The 14834-nt window shown below is 56.0% G+C and carries 16 protein-coding genes and 1 tRNA gene; 14 read left to right on the top strand and 3 right to left on the bottom strand.

Features of this window, described 5'->3' with window-relative positions; all coding sequences use genetic code 11:
- Positions 1 to 68 precede the first annotated feature (68 nt).
- From EDC27_RS09790 to EDC27_RS09725, 14 genes are all read left to right on the top strand, one after another.
- Positions 69 to 1277: an argininosuccinate synthase gene (locus EDC27_RS09790; RefSeq protein WP_123290427.1), complete on the top strand. Its 1209-nt coding sequence runs from the start codon at positions 69 to 71 to the stop codon at positions 1275 to 1277.
- Positions 1278 to 1281: 4 nt separating this feature from the next.
- On the top strand, positions 1282 to 2700 hold the full coding sequence (argH, locus tag EDC27_RS09785) for an argininosuccinate lyase (RefSeq protein ID WP_123290426.1): 1419 nt from the start codon (positions 1282 to 1284) through the stop codon (positions 2698 to 2700).
- A 58-nt stretch (positions 2701 to 2758) separates the two neighbouring features.
- Positions 2759 to 3847, top strand: coding sequence for a fibronectin type III domain-containing protein (locus EDC27_RS09780; protein ID WP_123290425.1), 1089 nt, complete (start codon positions 2759 to 2761; stop codon positions 3845 to 3847).
- 36 nt (positions 3848 to 3883) lie between these two features.
- Positions 3884 to 5134, top strand: coding sequence for a diaminopimelate decarboxylase (gene lysA / locus EDC27_RS09775; protein WP_123290424.1), 1251 nt, complete (start codon positions 3884 to 3886; stop codon positions 5132 to 5134).
- A 9-nt stretch (positions 5135 to 5143) separates the two neighbouring features.
- On the top strand, positions 5144 to 6004 hold the full coding sequence (gene dapF, locus EDC27_RS09770) for a diaminopimelate epimerase (RefSeq protein WP_123290423.1): 861 nt from the start codon (positions 5144 to 5146) through the stop codon (positions 6002 to 6004).
- A gap of 33 nt (positions 6005 to 6037) precedes the next feature.
- A complete protein-coding gene (gene dapA / locus EDC27_RS09765; protein ID WP_123290422.1) occupies positions 6038 to 6913 on the top strand; it encodes a 4-hydroxy-tetrahydrodipicolinate synthase in 876 nt (291 codons plus the stop codon).
- 16 nt (positions 6914 to 6929) lie between these two features.
- On the top strand, positions 6930 to 7736 hold the full coding sequence (gene dapB, locus EDC27_RS09760) for a 4-hydroxy-tetrahydrodipicolinate reductase (RefSeq protein WP_123290421.1): 807 nt from the start codon (positions 6930 to 6932) through the stop codon (positions 7734 to 7736).
- 16 nt (positions 7737 to 7752) lie between these two features.
- The gene (locus EDC27_RS09755) at positions 7753 to 8919 is read left to right on the top strand and encodes an LL-diaminopimelate aminotransferase (RefSeq protein ID WP_123290420.1); all 1167 of its coding nucleotides are present in this window, start codon (positions 7753 to 7755) and stop codon (positions 8917 to 8919) included.
- Between the two features lie 16 nt (positions 8920 to 8935).
- Entirely contained in the window at positions 8936 to 9505 is a 570-nt protein-coding gene (folK, locus tag EDC27_RS09750) for a 2-amino-4-hydroxy-6-hydroxymethyldihydropteridine diphosphokinase (protein WP_211334855.1), read from the top strand.
- Positions 9502 to 9765, top strand: coding sequence for a transcriptional regulator (locus tag EDC27_RS09745; protein ID WP_123290419.1), 264 nt, complete (start codon positions 9502 to 9504; stop codon positions 9763 to 9765). Before folK ends, EDC27_RS09745 begins: the two co-directional genes overlap by 4 nt.
- Positions 9762 to 10421, top strand: a complete 660-nt coding sequence (fsa, locus tag EDC27_RS09740) for a fructose-6-phosphate aldolase (RefSeq protein ID WP_123290418.1) — start codon at positions 9762 to 9764, stop codon at positions 10419 to 10421. Before EDC27_RS09745 ends, fsa begins: the two co-directional genes overlap by 4 nt.
- 32 nt (positions 10422 to 10453) lie before the next feature.
- On the top strand, positions 10454 to 11074 hold the full coding sequence (locus EDC27_RS09735; protein WP_170161737.1) for a lytic transglycosylase domain-containing protein: 621 nt from the start codon (positions 10454 to 10456) through the stop codon (positions 11072 to 11074).
- Entirely contained in the window at positions 11071 to 11679 is a 609-nt protein-coding gene (gene pgsA / locus EDC27_RS09730; RefSeq protein WP_123290416.1) for a CDP-diacylglycerol--glycerol-3-phosphate 3-phosphatidyltransferase, read from the top strand. Before EDC27_RS09735 ends, pgsA begins: the two co-directional genes overlap by 4 nt.
- Positions 11680 to 11725: 46 nt before the next feature.
- A tRNA-Cys gene (locus EDC27_RS09725) sits at positions 11726 to 11800 on the top strand.
- Positions 11801 to 11947: 147 nt separating this feature from the next.
- Here the strand turns inward: EDC27_RS09725 and EDC27_RS09720 are convergent.
- From EDC27_RS09720 to EDC27_RS09710, 3 genes are read right to left on the bottom strand one after another with little or no spacing between them, the layout of a single operon-like run.
- A complete protein-coding gene (locus tag EDC27_RS09720) occupies positions 11948 to 12754 on the bottom strand; it encodes an ABC transporter ATP-binding protein (protein WP_123290415.1) in 807 nt (268 codons plus the stop codon).
- Positions 12751 to 13800 carry a FecCD family ABC transporter permease gene (locus EDC27_RS09715; RefSeq protein ID WP_211334854.1) on the bottom strand — a complete coding sequence of 350 codons (1050 nt, stop codon included), beginning with the start codon at positions 13798 to 13800 and terminating at the stop codon, positions 12751 to 12753. Before EDC27_RS09715 ends, EDC27_RS09720 begins: the two co-directional genes overlap by 4 nt.
- Positions 13745 to 14827 carry an ABC transporter substrate-binding protein gene (locus EDC27_RS09710; RefSeq protein ID WP_123290413.1) on the bottom strand — a complete coding sequence of 361 codons (1083 nt, stop codon included), beginning with the start codon at positions 14825 to 14827 and terminating at the stop codon, positions 13745 to 13747. The genes EDC27_RS09715 and EDC27_RS09710 overlap by 56 nt, the downstream gene beginning before the upstream one ends.
- Positions 14828 to 14834 lie beyond the last annotated feature (7 nt).

Genomic DNA, 14834 nt, shown 5'->3' with positions numbered 1-14834 from the left:
TTTGCAAGGAACGACGAGGAAAAAGCGACAGCGAACCCCCTCGCCAATGATAGGAGAGTCGAACGATCATGGGTATAAGCAAAGTGGTTCTGGCCTATTCTGGAGGTTTGGACACTTCCATCATTTTGAAATGGCTGGTCGAAACCTATGACTGTGACGTCGTGGCCTTTGCGGCAGACCTTGGCCAAGGGGACGATTTGCAGGCCATTGAAAAAAAGGCTTTGGACACCGGCGCCGTCAAGGCGAGGGTGGAAGATCTTCGCGAAGAATTTGTGCGCGACTTTGTCTTTCCTGCCTTTCGAGCCAATGTCATTTACGAAGGCCAGTATCTGCTTGGCACAGCCATTGCCAGGCCGCTCATCGCCAAAAGGCAAGTGGAAATTGCCCTGGAAGAAGGAGCGGAGGCGGTCAGCCATGGAGCGACCGGCAAGGGCAACGACCAGGTGCGCTTTGAACTCACCTACACGGCTCTGGCACCGCATCTCAAGGTCATTGCCCCCTGGCGCGAATGGCACTTCAAGTCTCGGCAAGCCCTTTTGGAATTTGCCCGAAAGCACGGCATTCCCGTGCCCGTTACCCCGGAAAAACCTTATAGCTGTGACGCGAACCTGCTGCACATCAGCTACGAGGGCGGTATTTTGGAGGATCCATGGCGGGAACCCGACCCGTCCATGTTCACCATGACCGTAGACCCGCGTGAGGCGCCTGACGAGCCGGAGATTCTGGAAGTGGACTTTCTTCGAGGGGACCCTGTGGCGGTCAACGGCCAATCCATGACACCGGCTACTCTGCTGCAGACCCTCAATCGCCTCGGCGGCCGACACGGAGTAGGCCGAGCCGACGTGGTGGAAAGCCGTTTTGTTGGCATGAAGTCCCGAGGCGTCTATGAGACCCCCGGGGGCACCATTCTGAGAACGGCGCATCGGGCCATGGAATCCATCACCATGGACCGGGAAGTCATGTTTCTTCGAGATTCCCTGATTCCCCAATATGCCAAGCTCATTTACAACGGTTTTTGGTATGCGCCGGAGCGGGTGGCGCTGCAGCGCCTCATCGATGCCTCGCAGGAATTCGTCACGGGCACCGTTCGCCTCAAACTGTACAAAGGCCAATGCACAGTCATCGGCAGAAAGTCGGACCAATCCCTGTATGATCCTCAATTAGCCACCTTTGAAGAAGAAGATGTCTATAGACAAAGCGACGCGACCGGTTTCATTCGATTGCAGGGGTTGCGTTTGCGGGTTCAGCATCTGGTCAGGAGCCGAGCACGAGGGTGAACATATGTCCGAAAAGATGTGGCAGGGGCGCTTTGAACAGCCCACCGATTCCTTGGTGGAAGAATTCACGTCATCCATTCACTTTGACCGACGCCTGTACCGCTACGATATTCAAGGCAGCATCGCCCATTGTCGCATGCTCGCCGAATGCGGCATTCTTACCCATGAAGAAGCTTCGCAGATTGTTCAAGGCTTGGGGGAAATTCTTCGAGAAATTGATCGGGGAGAATTGGCCCTGGATGCGACACAAGAAGACATTCACATGGCCGTGGAACAGCGCCTCATGCAAAAGATCGGCGAGGTGGGTGGAAAGCTGCACACGGCCCGCAGCCGTAACGATCAGATCGCATTGGACACCAGGCTGTTCATGCGGGATGTGGTTTTGGAATGCCGCCGGCTGCTTTTGGAAACGGTGCGTCTTTTGACCGAACTGGCAGAAAAAAACCTTCACGTCATCATGCCGGGGTTTACCCATCTGCAGCATGCACAGCCCGTGCTTCTGGCTCACCACCTCATGGCCTATGTGGAAATGTTTCTTCGAGATGAAGAGCGCCTGGCCCAGTGCTATGATCGCATCAACGTGCTTCCGTTAGGCAGTGCCGCCCTTGCCGGCACCACTTTTCCCATCGACATGGAAATGACCGCCCGGGCTCTCGGGTTTCCTCGAATCACGCGCAACAGCATGGACGCTGTGAGCGATCGCGATTATCTAATCGAATTTTGCGCAGCTTCTGCCATGCTCATGATGCATATCAGCCGGTTCGCCGAGGAGCTGGTCTTGTGGTCCACCGAGGAATTTGCCTTTGTGGACATCAGCGATGCCTTTTGCACCGGCTCCAGCATTATGCCTCAGAAAAAGAACCCGGACGTGCCCGAACTCATGCGCGGCAAGACGGCCCGTGTTTACGGCAACCTCATGGCCCTGCTCACCCTGGTCAAAAGCCTGCCACTCACCTACAATCGAGACCTTCAGGAGGATAAAGAACCTGCTTTTGACACGGCCGACACGGTACGGCTGACCTTGGCCGTGCTCAATAAGATGCTTCCTGAATTGCGATTTCAGGGGGACCGCATGGAAGCCGCCGCGGCCAAGGGCTATGCCCTGGCTACCGAGGTCGCGGATTACCTGGTGCGCAAAGGGGTGCCTTTTCGAAAGGCCCATCACGTGGTGGGGCAACTGGTCCACCATTGCGAAAAGCTCGGTAAGGATTTCACGGACTGTACCGTGGAGGAACTCAAGAAATTCCACAAGGCTCTAGATGCGGATCTCTTTGGGGTGCTCACCTTGCAAAGCGCCGTCCAACGGCGCATGTCCCATGGAGGCACCAGCCCTCAAAGAGTCCGCGAAGCTATCGGTGCGGTGAGGATTGAGACCACCCAACGGCTCGAGCGCGTGAACGCCGATACGCCCCGCCTTTCATGAGCGCGAGGTATTCGGCCCACTCCGTTTGCCTGAGGCGATTAGCTCAAAGGATTTCACCATGGGTCCATGTTCATGGAAGCTTGGCAAGTCGGGAAAGATGTGGTTGTTTCGCACCCCCTTGATGCTCGCCTTGGTGTTTGCGGCGGGGACCTGCGGCAAAAAAACGCCGCCCCGCCCCTTAGGCCCTGACAAACCGCCTCAGGTGGTGGACATTCGGGCGGAAATTGTTGAAGGCCACGTGCAGCTCACATGGCCCATTCCGGAGATCTTTCATGAAAAGAAGCGCCCGGGGGATTTCGTGTTTGTGGTGCAGCGCGAACACACGGACCTGCAGCGAGCCCAGTGCCCGGAGTGTCCTTCAGAAGCCGTGAGGACCCTTGCGCGCATCGATCCCTCAAGCCAGGGTCCATGGCGCGTTGAACAAGACAGGGTTCAGTGGACGGACACATCAACCCAGGAGAATGCCGTATACCGGTACTGGATCGGTATCATGGACAACAGAGAACGCATGCTATCGCTATCGGTTCCCGTGCGCGTTCAGGTCAGTGCGCCTCCCAAGCCCTTGAAAAAGCTGGAGACTCGTGCCGATGCACACGGGGTTCTCGTGCGCTGGAATGCGCCCACAGCGGAAATCAAGGGACCAAATTCCCAGGTGTCCTTTCTGATTGAGCGGCGTCAAAAAGGTCTGGACTGGGAAGCGCTGAACCCGGAGTTTTTCCAAGGCAATAGTTACTTGGACACCTCGGTGCAACCGCAGGAATATTACCAGTACCGGGTGCGACCGATGCGTCGGGCTTTGGATGCCGATGTTCTGGGACCCTGGACGGAAAGTGCGTTCATTCAAACGCCCGAAAAGGTCCCACCTCCTCCCCCCACCACCGTCTGGGCCGTGCCCTCAGGAGAAAATATGGAAGTGTACTGGGCGGAATGTTCTGTACCTGTCTCCGGCTACCATGTGTACCGTCGAGACGGCAAAACCATTGTGCGCTTGACGGCGGACCCACTGCATAAGCCTCCGTTTGTCGATACCAAGGTGAAACCCGACAAAGTCTATAGCTATGCCGTCTCTTCGGTGAGTTCCGATGTTCCCTACAAGGAAGGCCTCCTGTCCAAATGGGTGGAGGTGCGCCATGTTCGGTTCAAGTAAAGACCCTTGCCATCACGGATAGATTGAGGAAAAGAAATGCACCATTTTCAGTACCGCCAAGGACGGTTGTATGGGGAAGAGGTCCCCGTGGAAGCCATCGTGAAAGATGTCGGAACGCCGGTCTATATCTACAGCCGAGCCACCTTGACGCATCATTTTCAGGTTTTTGACGGAGCTTTTTCTTCGATTCCGCACCTGACCTGCTATTCGGTCAAGGCCAACTCCAACCTGGCCATTCTGGCCCTTTTTGGGTCTTTGGGTGGGGGTGTGGACATTGTGTCCGGGGGTGAACTGTTTCGAGCGCGCCGCGCCGGTATTGCTCCGGCAAAGATCGTCTATTCGGGTGTGGGAAAAACTCGGGAAGAAATTGACGATGCCCTTTCTGAAGACATTCTCATGTTTAACATCGAATCGCGGCAGGAACTGGAAGCCATCAGCCAGAGAGCTCAAGCCCTGGGGCGCACAGCTCGCATTGCCCTGCGGGTCAATCCCGATGTGGATCCGAAGACGCATCCCTACATCGCCACAGGCATGGAAAAGAACAAATTCGGCATTCGAGTGGACGAAGCCATTGAAAGTTACCGGTACGCCATGAGGTTGCCTCACATCAAGGTGGTCGGGATCGACTGTCACATTGGCAGCCAATTGACCGACACACAACCTTTTGTGGATGCCCTCAAGAGGCTTCGCATTCTTATGGAGCGGCTGTACGCCTTGGGTATTTCCGTCCAGTATCTGGATCTCGGGGGTGGTTTGGGCATTCCCTATGCCGACGAGGAGCCGCCGCACCCTGTGGAATACGCCAAGGCAATTCTTAAGGAAATGAACGGCCTTTCCTGCACACTCATCTTTGAACCCGGTCGCGTCCTTGTGGGCAATGCCGGCATTTTGGTCACCCGCGTCCTGTACACCAAGACCACGCCAACGAAGCATTTCATCATTGTGGACGCCGGCATGAACGACCTCATTCGCCCAAGTCTGTACGGAGCCTATCATCACATTCAGCCTGTGGTGCCCTACGAAAGAGACGAGGAAACGGTGGACGTGGTTGGTCCCATCTGCGAAAGTGGAGATTTTCTCGCCCGCCAAAGAACCCTGCCTCGGGTGGAACCGGGTGAACTGCTGGCGGTGATGAGTGCCGGAGCGTACGGGTTCAGCATGTCGTCTAACTATAATTCCCGACCGCGTCCCGCCGAAGTCCTGGTGGACGGAAGCACCTACCATGTGATTCGACATCGAGAAACACGTGAGGATCTGGTTCGGCTGGAAAAGATTCCCCCGATGTGAGGCGGCCTCATGGAGCGTATTCCTTTCTTGAAAATGACGGGTTCAGGCAACGACTTTATTCTCATTGACAACCGCACGGGACTTGTACCTCTTGAAGGTTGCAAAGACTTTGTCAAAGCCGTGTGTCGTCGAAAGCTTTCGGCGGGCGCCGACGGCGTCATCCTCATCGAAAACGATGCCGAATGCGACTTTGCCTGGCGCTTTTACAACGCCGATGGCAGTGAAGCGGAAATGTGCGGCAACGGCGCTCGCTGCGCCGCTCGATTCGCCCATCTTCGAGGCATTGTTTCCCGCCCGAGCATGATTTTTCGAACCTTGGCGGGAAAGATTCAAGCCCATGTGGATGGCCTTCGCGTGCGCGTTCAGATGACGCCCCCTCACGGCTACCGCCCCAATCTGAACGTGGTTATCGAGGATCAAACCCTGCGCGTTCATGCCATCAACACCGGTGTGCCTCACGTGGTGCTTTTTGCGGACTCCCCCAAGACCCTCTCCCAATGGGACGTTTTCGCCGTGGGTCGATCTCTTCGGTATCATTCCCTCTTTGCGCCGGCGGGAACCAACGTCAATTTCGTTGCGGTCCTCGGCCCATCTCAGCTCAAGATTCGAACCTACGAGCGCGGCGTTGAAGACGAAACGCTGGCCTGTGGTACCGGATCCATCGCGGCTGCCCTTATCGCGGCCGCTCAAGGCCTTGTTCAACCACCTGTCCATGTGGAAACACAAAGCGGTGAAACGCTGGTAATCCACTTTCACCAGACGGAGGAGGCGTTCGACGAGGTTTTTTTAGAGGGGGATGCCAGAGTGGTCTACGAGGGCCTATTGTGGTCGGAGACACTCGGCTCGGTACGCGAAAAACAGGACCGTTGACGCATTGGATCTCGAGGAAGCAAGGAGGGAATCATGTTTGAGGGAGCCTATGTGGCCATCGTTACCCCCTTTCAGAACGGACGCATTGACGAACCGGCACTGAGAGATCTTATCGAATTTCAGATCGAAAACGGCACGCACGGCATCGTGCCCTGCGGTACCACCGGAGAGTCGGCCACGCTCAGCCACGAAGAGCACGAACGGGTTGTGGAAATTACCGTGGACCAGGTGAAAAAGCGTGTTCCGGTCATCGCCGGCACCGGTTCTAACAACACCACCGAAGCCATTCGCTTGACCAAACACGCCAAGGAATGCGGCGCCGATGCAGCCCTCATGATCGCTCCCTACTACAACAAACCGACCCAGGAAGGCCTGTATCAGCATTTCAAACAGGTGGCCGAAACGGTGGATCTTCCTATCATCGTTTACAACATTCCGGGACGCACGGCCGTGAACATGGAACCCGAAACCATCGCGCGCTTGGCTCACATCCCCAATATCGTGGGAGTCAAGGAAGCCACGGGGTCCATGAAACAGATCACTGAGATCGTTCGGCTGTGCGGTGATGATTTTACCGTCCTTTCCGGCGAGGACTACATCACGTTTCCTCTCATGTGCGTCGGCGGCAAGGGCGTCATTTCGGTGGTGTCCAACATCGCACCTCGTGACATGGCCGACATGTGTACCCATTTCCTGAACGGTCGTTTTCAGCAGGCCTACGCTCTTTATTACAAGCTGCTCCCCTTGTGCCATGCAATGTTCGTGGAAACCAACCCGGCTCCGGTTAAGGCTGCCCTGAAGATGATGGGCAAGATTCAAAGCGACGAGGTCCGCCTGCCCTTGGTGGGCTTGACGGAAGCAAACAGGGCCAAGGTGGCGCACGCCTTAAGGGATTATGGGCTGATTTAGAACGAAAGGAGCCGGCATGGTGAGAGCAGCGGTGGCCGGAATTGGAGGTCGAATGGGATCGCGCATTGCGCAGATCCTGGGTCAGACGGAGGGTATCACTCTCGTCGGTGGTTTAGAGCGGCCGGGGCATGCGGCCGTGGGGTGCGACGTGGGCGCTTTGAGCGGCACTCGACCCAGCGGCGTGGTCGTGGAAGATACCGTGGAACGTGTTCTGGAACGCTGTGACGTTCTCATTGATTTCACCGTTCCCGAAGCCTCCTTGAATCATATGAAGGCAGCGGCTGCGGCGGGCAGGGCCATGGTCATCGGCACCACGGGATTTAGCCCAGATCAGCAGGAATCCATCCGAACGCTCGCACAAAAGATAGCCTGCGTTCTGGCGCCCAACATGAGCGTTGGGGTCAATGTGCTTTTCAAGGTCCTCAGGGACATAGCCCGCCTCTTGGGTCCCGACTACGACGTGGAAATCGTGGAAGCCCATCATCGGTTCAAAAAAGACGCGCCCAGTGGAACGGCCCTGAAACTTGCCGACGCGGTGGCCCAGGCGCGAGGTTGCACATTGGAGGATGTGGGCGTGTATGCACGCCACGGCCTCATTGGAGAAAGACCTCGAGAGGCTATCGGCATACAGACCTTGAGAGGCGGCGATGTGGTGGGGGAGCACACAGTGTTCTTTTATGGTATGGGAGAAAGGATCGAAGTGACCCATCGAGCTCACAGCCGGGATAACTTCGCACGCGGGGCCATCACCGCCGCCAAATGGGTGGTGGGAAAACCGGCCGGATTGTACAGCATGTTGGATGTGTTGGGGATTGCAGACTGAGGCAGCGGAGGCACTCATGAGTGTGGATTTTGCGGATCGAGTCAAGAATCTTCCCCCTTACCTTTTCAAGGAAATCGACCGACTGAAGGCGGAGCTTCTGGCCAAGGGCGTGGACGTGATCAATCTGGGTGTGGGCGATCCGGATCTTCCCACACCGCCGCACATCATTGAACGTCTTCAAAAGGCAGCGCTCGATCCGGCCAACCATCAGTACCCTCTGTATTCGGGAATGAACGCCTTTCGGGATGCGGTGGCTCGTTGGTACAAAAGACGTTTTAACGTGGATCTGGATCCTTCTTCACAGGTCTTGACCCTGATCGGGTCCAAAGAAGGCATCGCCCACCTGCCTTTGGCCTTCATCAATCCCGGGGATCTGGCCCTGGTGCCCAGCCCCGCGTATCCGGTGTATCAGGTCTCGGTCATGTTTGCCGGCGGCACATCCCACATCATGCCCCTGGTTAAAGAAAACGGGTTTCTACCGAATCTGGACGACATTCCCGAGGACACGGCCCGGCACGCCAAGCTGCTTTTTATCAACTATCCCAACAATCCCACGGGCGCTGTGGCCGACGCGGCCTTTTTTGAAAAGGTGGTCGCCTTTGCCAAACGTTACGACATCATCGTGTGCCATGATGCGGCGTATTCGGAAATGGCCTTTGACGGCTACCGCCCCATGAGTTTCCTCCAAGTTCCTGGGGCCATGGACGTGGGCATAGAATTCCATTCCCTGTCCAAGACCTACAACATGACGGGATGGCGCATCGGGTTTGCCGTGGGCAATGCCCACGTCATTTCAGGCCTTGCGCAGATCAAGAGCAACGTGGATTCGGGCGTCTTTAACGCCGTGCAACTGGCCGGCGTGGAAGCTCTAGACGGGGATCAAAACTGCGTTCAGCAAATGCAGGCCATCTATCAGGAACGGCGCGACATTTTGATCCAAGGGCTCCGCCGTGCGGGACTGGATGCTCAGCCGCCCAAGGCCACCTTTTACGTATGGTGCCCGACGCCTCGGGGCATGTCGTCCGCCGATTTCACGGCAAAACTTCTGAAGGAAGCCGGCATCGTTACCACTCCGGGAAGCGGGTTTGGCGAGCCCGGCGAAGGTTACGTGCGCATGGCCCTGACCGTGGACAAGGAACGATTGCAGGAAGCCGTGGAGCGCATTCTCAAGCTTTCCTGGTAGCCCGGATTAAAAAGGGATGAATTTTGGGGCCGAAAAAGCGTTGAAGCCGATGGGTAAAGAATCGGAAATGCTGGAAGACGGTATCCCTGTGCTCATCGGTTTTGGGGCCAATGTGAGCACCCGCGCCGACGGGGTGGAAGGAACGTGCCGGGATGCGGTCAAAGCCCTCTCGCACATGAAAGGTTTTCGCACTTTGGCCGTTTCGTCCTTGTATCAAACGGAACCCATCGGCTTCAAAGATCAACCGTGGTTCATAAACGGCGTGGTGCTCGGAGAGACCATCTTGAGCCCTCAGGAACTGCTGAGGGCCCTTCTGGACTTGGAAACAATGTTTGGACGCGTGCGCTCGATGCGTTGGGGGCCCCGCCCTCTGGATCTGGACATCATTTTTTATGGAGATCGCATCATCCGTACGGATGGGCTCGTTGTTCCGCACCCTCGAGCGCATGAGCGACGCTTTGTTTTGGAACCAACGGCAGAAGTGTGCCCGCACTTTGTGCATCCCGTGCTGGGCATGACCGTGCTGGAACTGCTACAGTGCCCCGAAGTGCAGTCCCAAGACGTGCAGCGCTGGAAACCGCTATGATTCGCCTTCTCCTCCTTGCCCTCATCGTCTATGGCGTTTACCGATGGCTTAAACCTCGGCTGAGTCCTTCATGGCAACGTGACGGCGAGGCCGTGAACGCCCACGAAGCCGAGCTCATTCGGGACCCGGAGTGTGGGGCTTATTTTTTGAGAAATAAAGGGGTTTCCGTGCGCATCGATGGCGAGAGCGTGTTCTTTTGCAGCCCACAGTGCCGCGACACCTACCTTGAAAAACGAAAAAAGGAGTCCAAGAGAGCATGAAATTTTTTATCGATACGGCAAATCTGGATGAAATTCAAAAGGCCCACGCACTCGGCGTTCTGGACGGCGTCACCACCAATCCGTCCCTGATCGCCAAGGAAGGCATTCGTCACCGTGAAGCGTTTCGAGCGCACATCAAAAAGATCTGCGAAATGGTGCAGGCTCCGGTGAGCGCCGAAGCCGTGAGCACCACGGCGGAGGACCTCATCGCCGAAGCTCGAGAACTGGCCGCCATTGATGACCATGTGGTGGTCAAGATTCCCATGACCGAGGAAGGACTCAAGGCGGTCAAGGTTTGCGCCGATGAAGGAATCAAGACCAATGTGACGTTGGTCTTTTCTCCCTTGCAGGCTTTGCTGGCTGCCAAAGCGGGGGCAACGTATGTGAGTCCGTTTGTGGGGCGTTTGGACGACATCGCCGCCTCGGGCATGCAGATTGTTTCGCAAATCGTGGATATTTTTTCCAATTATTTGTTTGATACGGAAATCATCGTGGCCAGCATTCGTCATCCCATGCACGTTTTAGAAGCCGCTCGCATGGGGGCCGATATTGCGACCATTCCCTATGCCGTCATCGCTCAGCTAGTGCGGCACCCTCTGACGGACGTGGGTCTAGAAAAGTTCTTGAAGGATTGGGAAAAGGTGGAAAAGATATAGGCCGGTTCGGCATGAGACTGTGGAGGACAAAGATGGTGGATCGATCTGCGGCACGTTTTCGCCCTTCCCCAACAATCTTTGCCTTCCTGTTTGCCATGGCGCTGCTGCATGGAGCCACGGTGAGCGGCGCTTATCCCGAAGCCATCTACAAGTACGTGGATGAAAAGGGGGTGGTTCACTTCACCAATGTTCCGTCTAGCCGGAAGTTCCAAAAGGTGTCCCTGCCCCCTCTGCCCAAGATGGCGGTGCCTTTCCGAACCATGAGCACACCCTACGATGTGTACATTCACAAGGCCTCGGAAATCCACGGCATCGATTCCCGTTTAATTCGAGCGGTCATCAAGGCCGAATCCAATTTCAATCCGCGGGCAGTGTCTCCCAAAGGCGCCATGGGACTCATGCAACTCATGCCTCAGACCGCCAAGGACATGGGGGTGATCGATCCCTTTGATCCTATGGAAAACATCCTAGGAGGCACGCGATACCTAAAGGAAATGCTGAGACGCTTTGACAACAGTCTGCTGCTGGCGCTGGCGGCCTACAATGCCGGTCCGCAAACCGTGGAATTCTACGGCGGCATTCCGCCCATTCCGGAGACCAACGCCTACCTTCGTACCGTGCTGCGTCATTATAAGCAGTACAAAAGACAATGACACGAGATGATCTTTCCCGAAAGAATCTGACGGCGTTGCCCAACCTTCTGACCTATCTGAGGGTCCTGGCCATTCCCGCCATTATCCTCATTTTGATTCCTCCCACGTCGGGACGCCTGCAAAATGCGGCTTTTGCATTGTATGTCATGGCTTCCCTGACCGATTATCTGGACGGCATTCTGGCACGGCGGCACAACATGGTCACATCGGTGGGAAAGCTCTTGGATCCTTTGGCGGATAAACTCCTCACGTGCGCCGTGCTCATCATGCTCATTGAACTGGGCAAGGTTCATGGCTGGATGGTCTTCCTCATCATCGGCCGCGAATTCATTATCACCGGGCTGCGCTCCATTGCCGCGAGCCAAGGCCTGATTCTGGATGCCAGTCGCATGGGTAAGAACAAGATGGTGTCCCAGACCGTGGCCATCCTGTGCCTTCTTGTTCATGTTGAAGGTTATGAACGACCCCTTTGGCTCACAGGGACGGCTTTCCTCTGGATTTCTCTGGCTTTTGGGTATTGGTCGGCCGGAGCCTATTTCGTGGATTTTTACCGCAAGGCAAAGACCTTGGCACGGGGTGCCGGGGCGAGGGTTGACACAAACTGATTCTTGACACGAGACGTGGTTTGCGTTAAGCAGAAAGCACGCAAGCGGCGGCATACCCAAGTGGTAAGGGAGCGGTCTGCAAAACCGCTATTCACCGGTTCGAATCCGGTTGCCGCCTCCAAGAAAACCACCGAGGCCGATACCTCCAGGATCGGCCTTTTATTTTTCCGCTATAATCCCTGGGTGCTGGGGCTGAAACCGCCCCGCTGTCGAGTGGCTCCAATGGATCAACGGGGTAATCCGTTTTCCACCGCTCCGTTTCTCATCCTCATGACCCAACTTTGGGCATCACGACGGCCCGGTTTTTCCAAGGAAGGATGTCCACAACCATGCCATAGACGCGCTGCACCAGTTCGCTCGACCAGGGCGGCCTCTGAGGATCGGGGATGAGCACTCGGCCTTCGGCGAGGAAAAGAAAGTCGTCTCCATGCCAAAACGCCAGATTTGGGTCATGCACGATGGCCACCACGGTCATCTTAGGACACAGGGAATGTCGAATGAGTTCAAGAAGGCGGTTGGCGTTCACAAAATCCAGGTGTGCAGTGGGTTCGTCCAAGAGAAGCAATCGAGGATTTTGAGCCAGGACCCGCGCAATAAGAACCAATTGCTGTTCCCCGCCAGAAAGATCCGTGTAAGGCTTTTCAGCAGGATGGTCGATGCCCAATTGAGCAAGAGCTTCCATGGCCGCTTCACGGTCCTCAGATTTCGGAATCAAGCCCACATGGGCAGCTCGCCCGGTGAGGACCACATCGCGAACTCGAAACGGAAAGATGGCATGGTGCTGCTGGGGAAGAAATCCCAAAAGGCGCGTTCGATCGCGAAACCCAAGCCCGTGGAGGTCTCGGCCAAATACCCGAATAGATCCCCGCTGAGGTTTCAACAAGCCGACGATCACTCGAAAAAGGGTGGATTTTCCACTGCCGTTTCGCCCCAGGACCACGGTAAAGCGGCCTGGGGATACCCGAAAGCTTACGCCTTGAAGCACCTTAAGACCATCATAGGCAAAAGCCACATCCTGGACCCACAACGCATCGGAGGTCTCCTCTGCGCTTGTGCGTATTTTGGAAATTTTCATGCGTGCCAGCCCAGTTGGGTTCGACGAAGCAGGAAAATGAAAAATGGACCACCCACAAGGGTCGTGAAAATGCCAATGGGCAACTCAAAAGCTGTCAGAGACCGTGCCAAATTGTCCATCAACACAAGAAAGGCGCCTCCGAAAACCATGCACGCCGGGATGCCCAATCGGTTGTCCGGCCCAAGGATCATGCGAACCATGTGGGGCACTACGAGACCCACCATGCCGACGACACCGGCAGCTGCCACGGCCGCCGAGGCCGCCAAGGTTGCCGGAACAATCATTCTAATTTTTTCTCTTTCCGGATGAATCCCTACCGCCCAGCTTTCCTGATCCCCTAGAGCCAAAACATTCATTCGCCAGCGCAGAGCAAACATGCCTGCATATCCCAAACCCAAAAATGGAAGACTGCCTTTCAGACGGTGCCAATCGGCATTATGCATGTTGCCCATGGTCCAGTGCACAATAGACTGCAATTTGAAAGGATCGGTCAAGAATTGCACTAGCGTGAGCAATGCTGTAAAGAAGCCGGACACAATGATGCCGGAGAGCACCAGACTCACCGGGCTCACCGTTTTGCCCACTCGCCCCAGGACGTAACTGCAACCAACGGCAGTTAGGCTAAAGAAAAACGCTGCAGGATAAGCGGGAAAAAGCGATGAGGCCAAGGCTATAGCCGTGCCAAAAGCTGCGCCGGAGGACACTCCCAGCACATAGGGAGACACTAAGGGATTGCGAAAGATGGCCTGCAGTGTGGCACCCGAGGAAGCCAGGGCTCCGCCTACCAAGAAAGCGAGAAGAACACGAGGCACACGGATGTCCCACAAAATGGCACGCACCAGTGGTGCCTTTTCGGGCATGGGGGTTCCCAAGACCCCGGCTTTGGCGGATTCCAGAACGTCCTGAAGTGAAAACACGCCGGAAGGGCCCATCAGCATGGATAGGAGCAAAAGGGGCCACGGCAAGCCGAAAACGATCCAGCGTCGAATCTTAGGGGGCATGATCAGCCACGCGCCCGACGGTGTCAGAGTTATAAAGTCGCTCAAGAAAAAGACGGCGCCTTTGACGGATGTCTTCTTTGAGTGAGGTGTTTGGGTGAAGCCACTGGGCCACCGTCATCACGGCAATGGGATATTTGAGTGTCCACAAATCGCACAGAAAGATGTCCGGCAATTCGTGGACCCGCCCGGTCTGAACGGCTTTCACGGAACGCCATCGCGCGTCGTTGAGAATATGCCAAGGGTCCCGAGTGCTGTTGACCCACATGACCACCACGTCCGGATTGGCCCGAAGCAGGTTTTCCCATCGAACGACAGCGTGTTCGTGAGGCAGATCCTTGAAGGCGTTGCGCCCGCCGGCCGCCTCAATGAGTTCGTTCACGGTGGATGGACCTCCAGAGGTTTCCAAATCCCCCTGAGCCCACATGAAGTAGACCGTGGGCGGCGACTGGGCCTTGGAGTCCTGCAGCGTGCGCTGAACCCACGCCGGTTCTTGGGCCACCATGGCCTTGAGTTCCCGGGCTCTAGCCTCGGTGCCGGTGAGCATCCCCAAGGCTTCGATTTCCCGATGCACGTCCGAAAACCGTTGGATAAACACTCCAAAAACCGGAAGGCCTCGGCTCTCCAGAGCGCGAATCGCTTCCGTCTGATGCGCCCAAAGAATCACGAGGTCCGGTTCTAAGGCCACCACTGATTCCACATTGATAAAGTCCCAATTACCTGGAGCCGGCAAGGTCTTGGATCGAATCCGCGCATCCAACGCCTCATAATAAGGCCGCACACTGCTTTCATAAACATTGGTGGAAACGCCCACCACGCGATCGCCCACCCCAAGCATGTACAGCCCCGAGAGCGCACTTTCGATAAGGCACACGATTCTTTGAGCATGACGAGGCAGGATGACGGAATGCCCTCGAAAATCATAGACTTGCACAACTGTGGCCGAGGCACGCTCCACGATGCTTACGGTGCCTAAAAGACACAGGAGCATGAGGATGAGAACCAGTCCCAGGTGCCCCGACGTGGATCGCGGCTTTTGGCCCTCAAGACAAGTTTTGCCAAGCTTTTCAATCATCTTCGCA

Origin of the sequence: Desulfosoma caldarium (genome assembly GCF_003751385.1) — a bacterium.
GTDB classification, from domain to species: Bacteria; Desulfobacterota; Syntrophobacteria; order Syntrophobacterales; family DSM-9756; genus Desulfosoma; species Desulfosoma caldarium.
This window is presented reverse-complemented; position numbering and strand designations above follow the sequence as displayed.

Excerpts from the sequence above, each read along its gene's own strand:
- EDC27_RS09710 (WP_123290413.1), bottom strand. The coding sequence starts at position 14,827 with ATGATTGAAAAGCTTGGCAAAACTTGTCTTGAGGGCCAAAAGCCGCGA.
- lysA (WP_123290424.1), top strand. The coding sequence starts at position 3,884 with ATGCACCATTTTCAGTACCGCCAAGGACGGTTGTATGGGGAAGAGGTC.
- pgsA (WP_123290416.1), top strand. The coding sequence starts at position 11,071 with ATGACACGAGATGATCTTTCCCGAAAGAATCTGACGGCGTTGCCCAAC.
- folK (WP_211334855.1), top strand. The coding sequence starts at position 8,936 with ATGAATTTTGGGGCCGAAAAAGCGTTGAAGCCGATGGGTAAAGAATCG.
- EDC27_RS09780 (WP_123290425.1), top strand. The coding sequence starts at position 2,759 with ATGGGTCCATGTTCATGGAAGCTTGGCAAGTCGGGAAAGATGTGGTTG.
- EDC27_RS09745 (WP_123290419.1), top strand. The coding sequence starts at position 9,502 with ATGATTCGCCTTCTCCTCCTTGCCCTCATCGTCTATGGCGTTTACCGA.
- EDC27_RS09790 (WP_123290427.1), top strand. The coding sequence starts at position 69 with ATGGGTATAAGCAAAGTGGTTCTGGCCTATTCTGGAGGTTTGGACACT.
- dapB (WP_123290421.1), top strand. The coding sequence starts at position 6,930 with ATGGTGAGAGCAGCGGTGGCCGGAATTGGAGGTCGAATGGGATCGCGC.
- dapF (WP_123290423.1), top strand. The coding sequence starts at position 5,144 with ATGGAGCGTATTCCTTTCTTGAAAATGACGGGTTCAGGCAACGACTTT.
- EDC27_RS09735 (WP_170161737.1), top strand. The coding sequence starts at position 10,454 with ATGGTGGATCGATCTGCGGCACGTTTTCGCCCTTCCCCAACAATCTTT.
- EDC27_RS09755 (WP_123290420.1), top strand. The coding sequence starts at position 7,753 with ATGAGTGTGGATTTTGCGGATCGAGTCAAGAATCTTCCCCCTTACCTT.
- argH (WP_123290426.1), top strand. The coding sequence starts at position 1,282 with ATGTCCGAAAAGATGTGGCAGGGGCGCTTTGAACAGCCCACCGATTCC.
- fsa (WP_123290418.1), top strand. The coding sequence starts at position 9,762 with ATGAAATTTTTTATCGATACGGCAAATCTGGATGAAATTCAAAAGGCC.
- EDC27_RS09720 (WP_123290415.1), bottom strand. The coding sequence starts at position 12,754 with ATGAAAATTTCCAAAATACGCACAAGCGCAGAGGAGACCTCCGATGCG.
- dapA (WP_123290422.1), top strand. The coding sequence starts at position 6,038 with ATGTTTGAGGGAGCCTATGTGGCCATCGTTACCCCCTTTCAGAACGGA.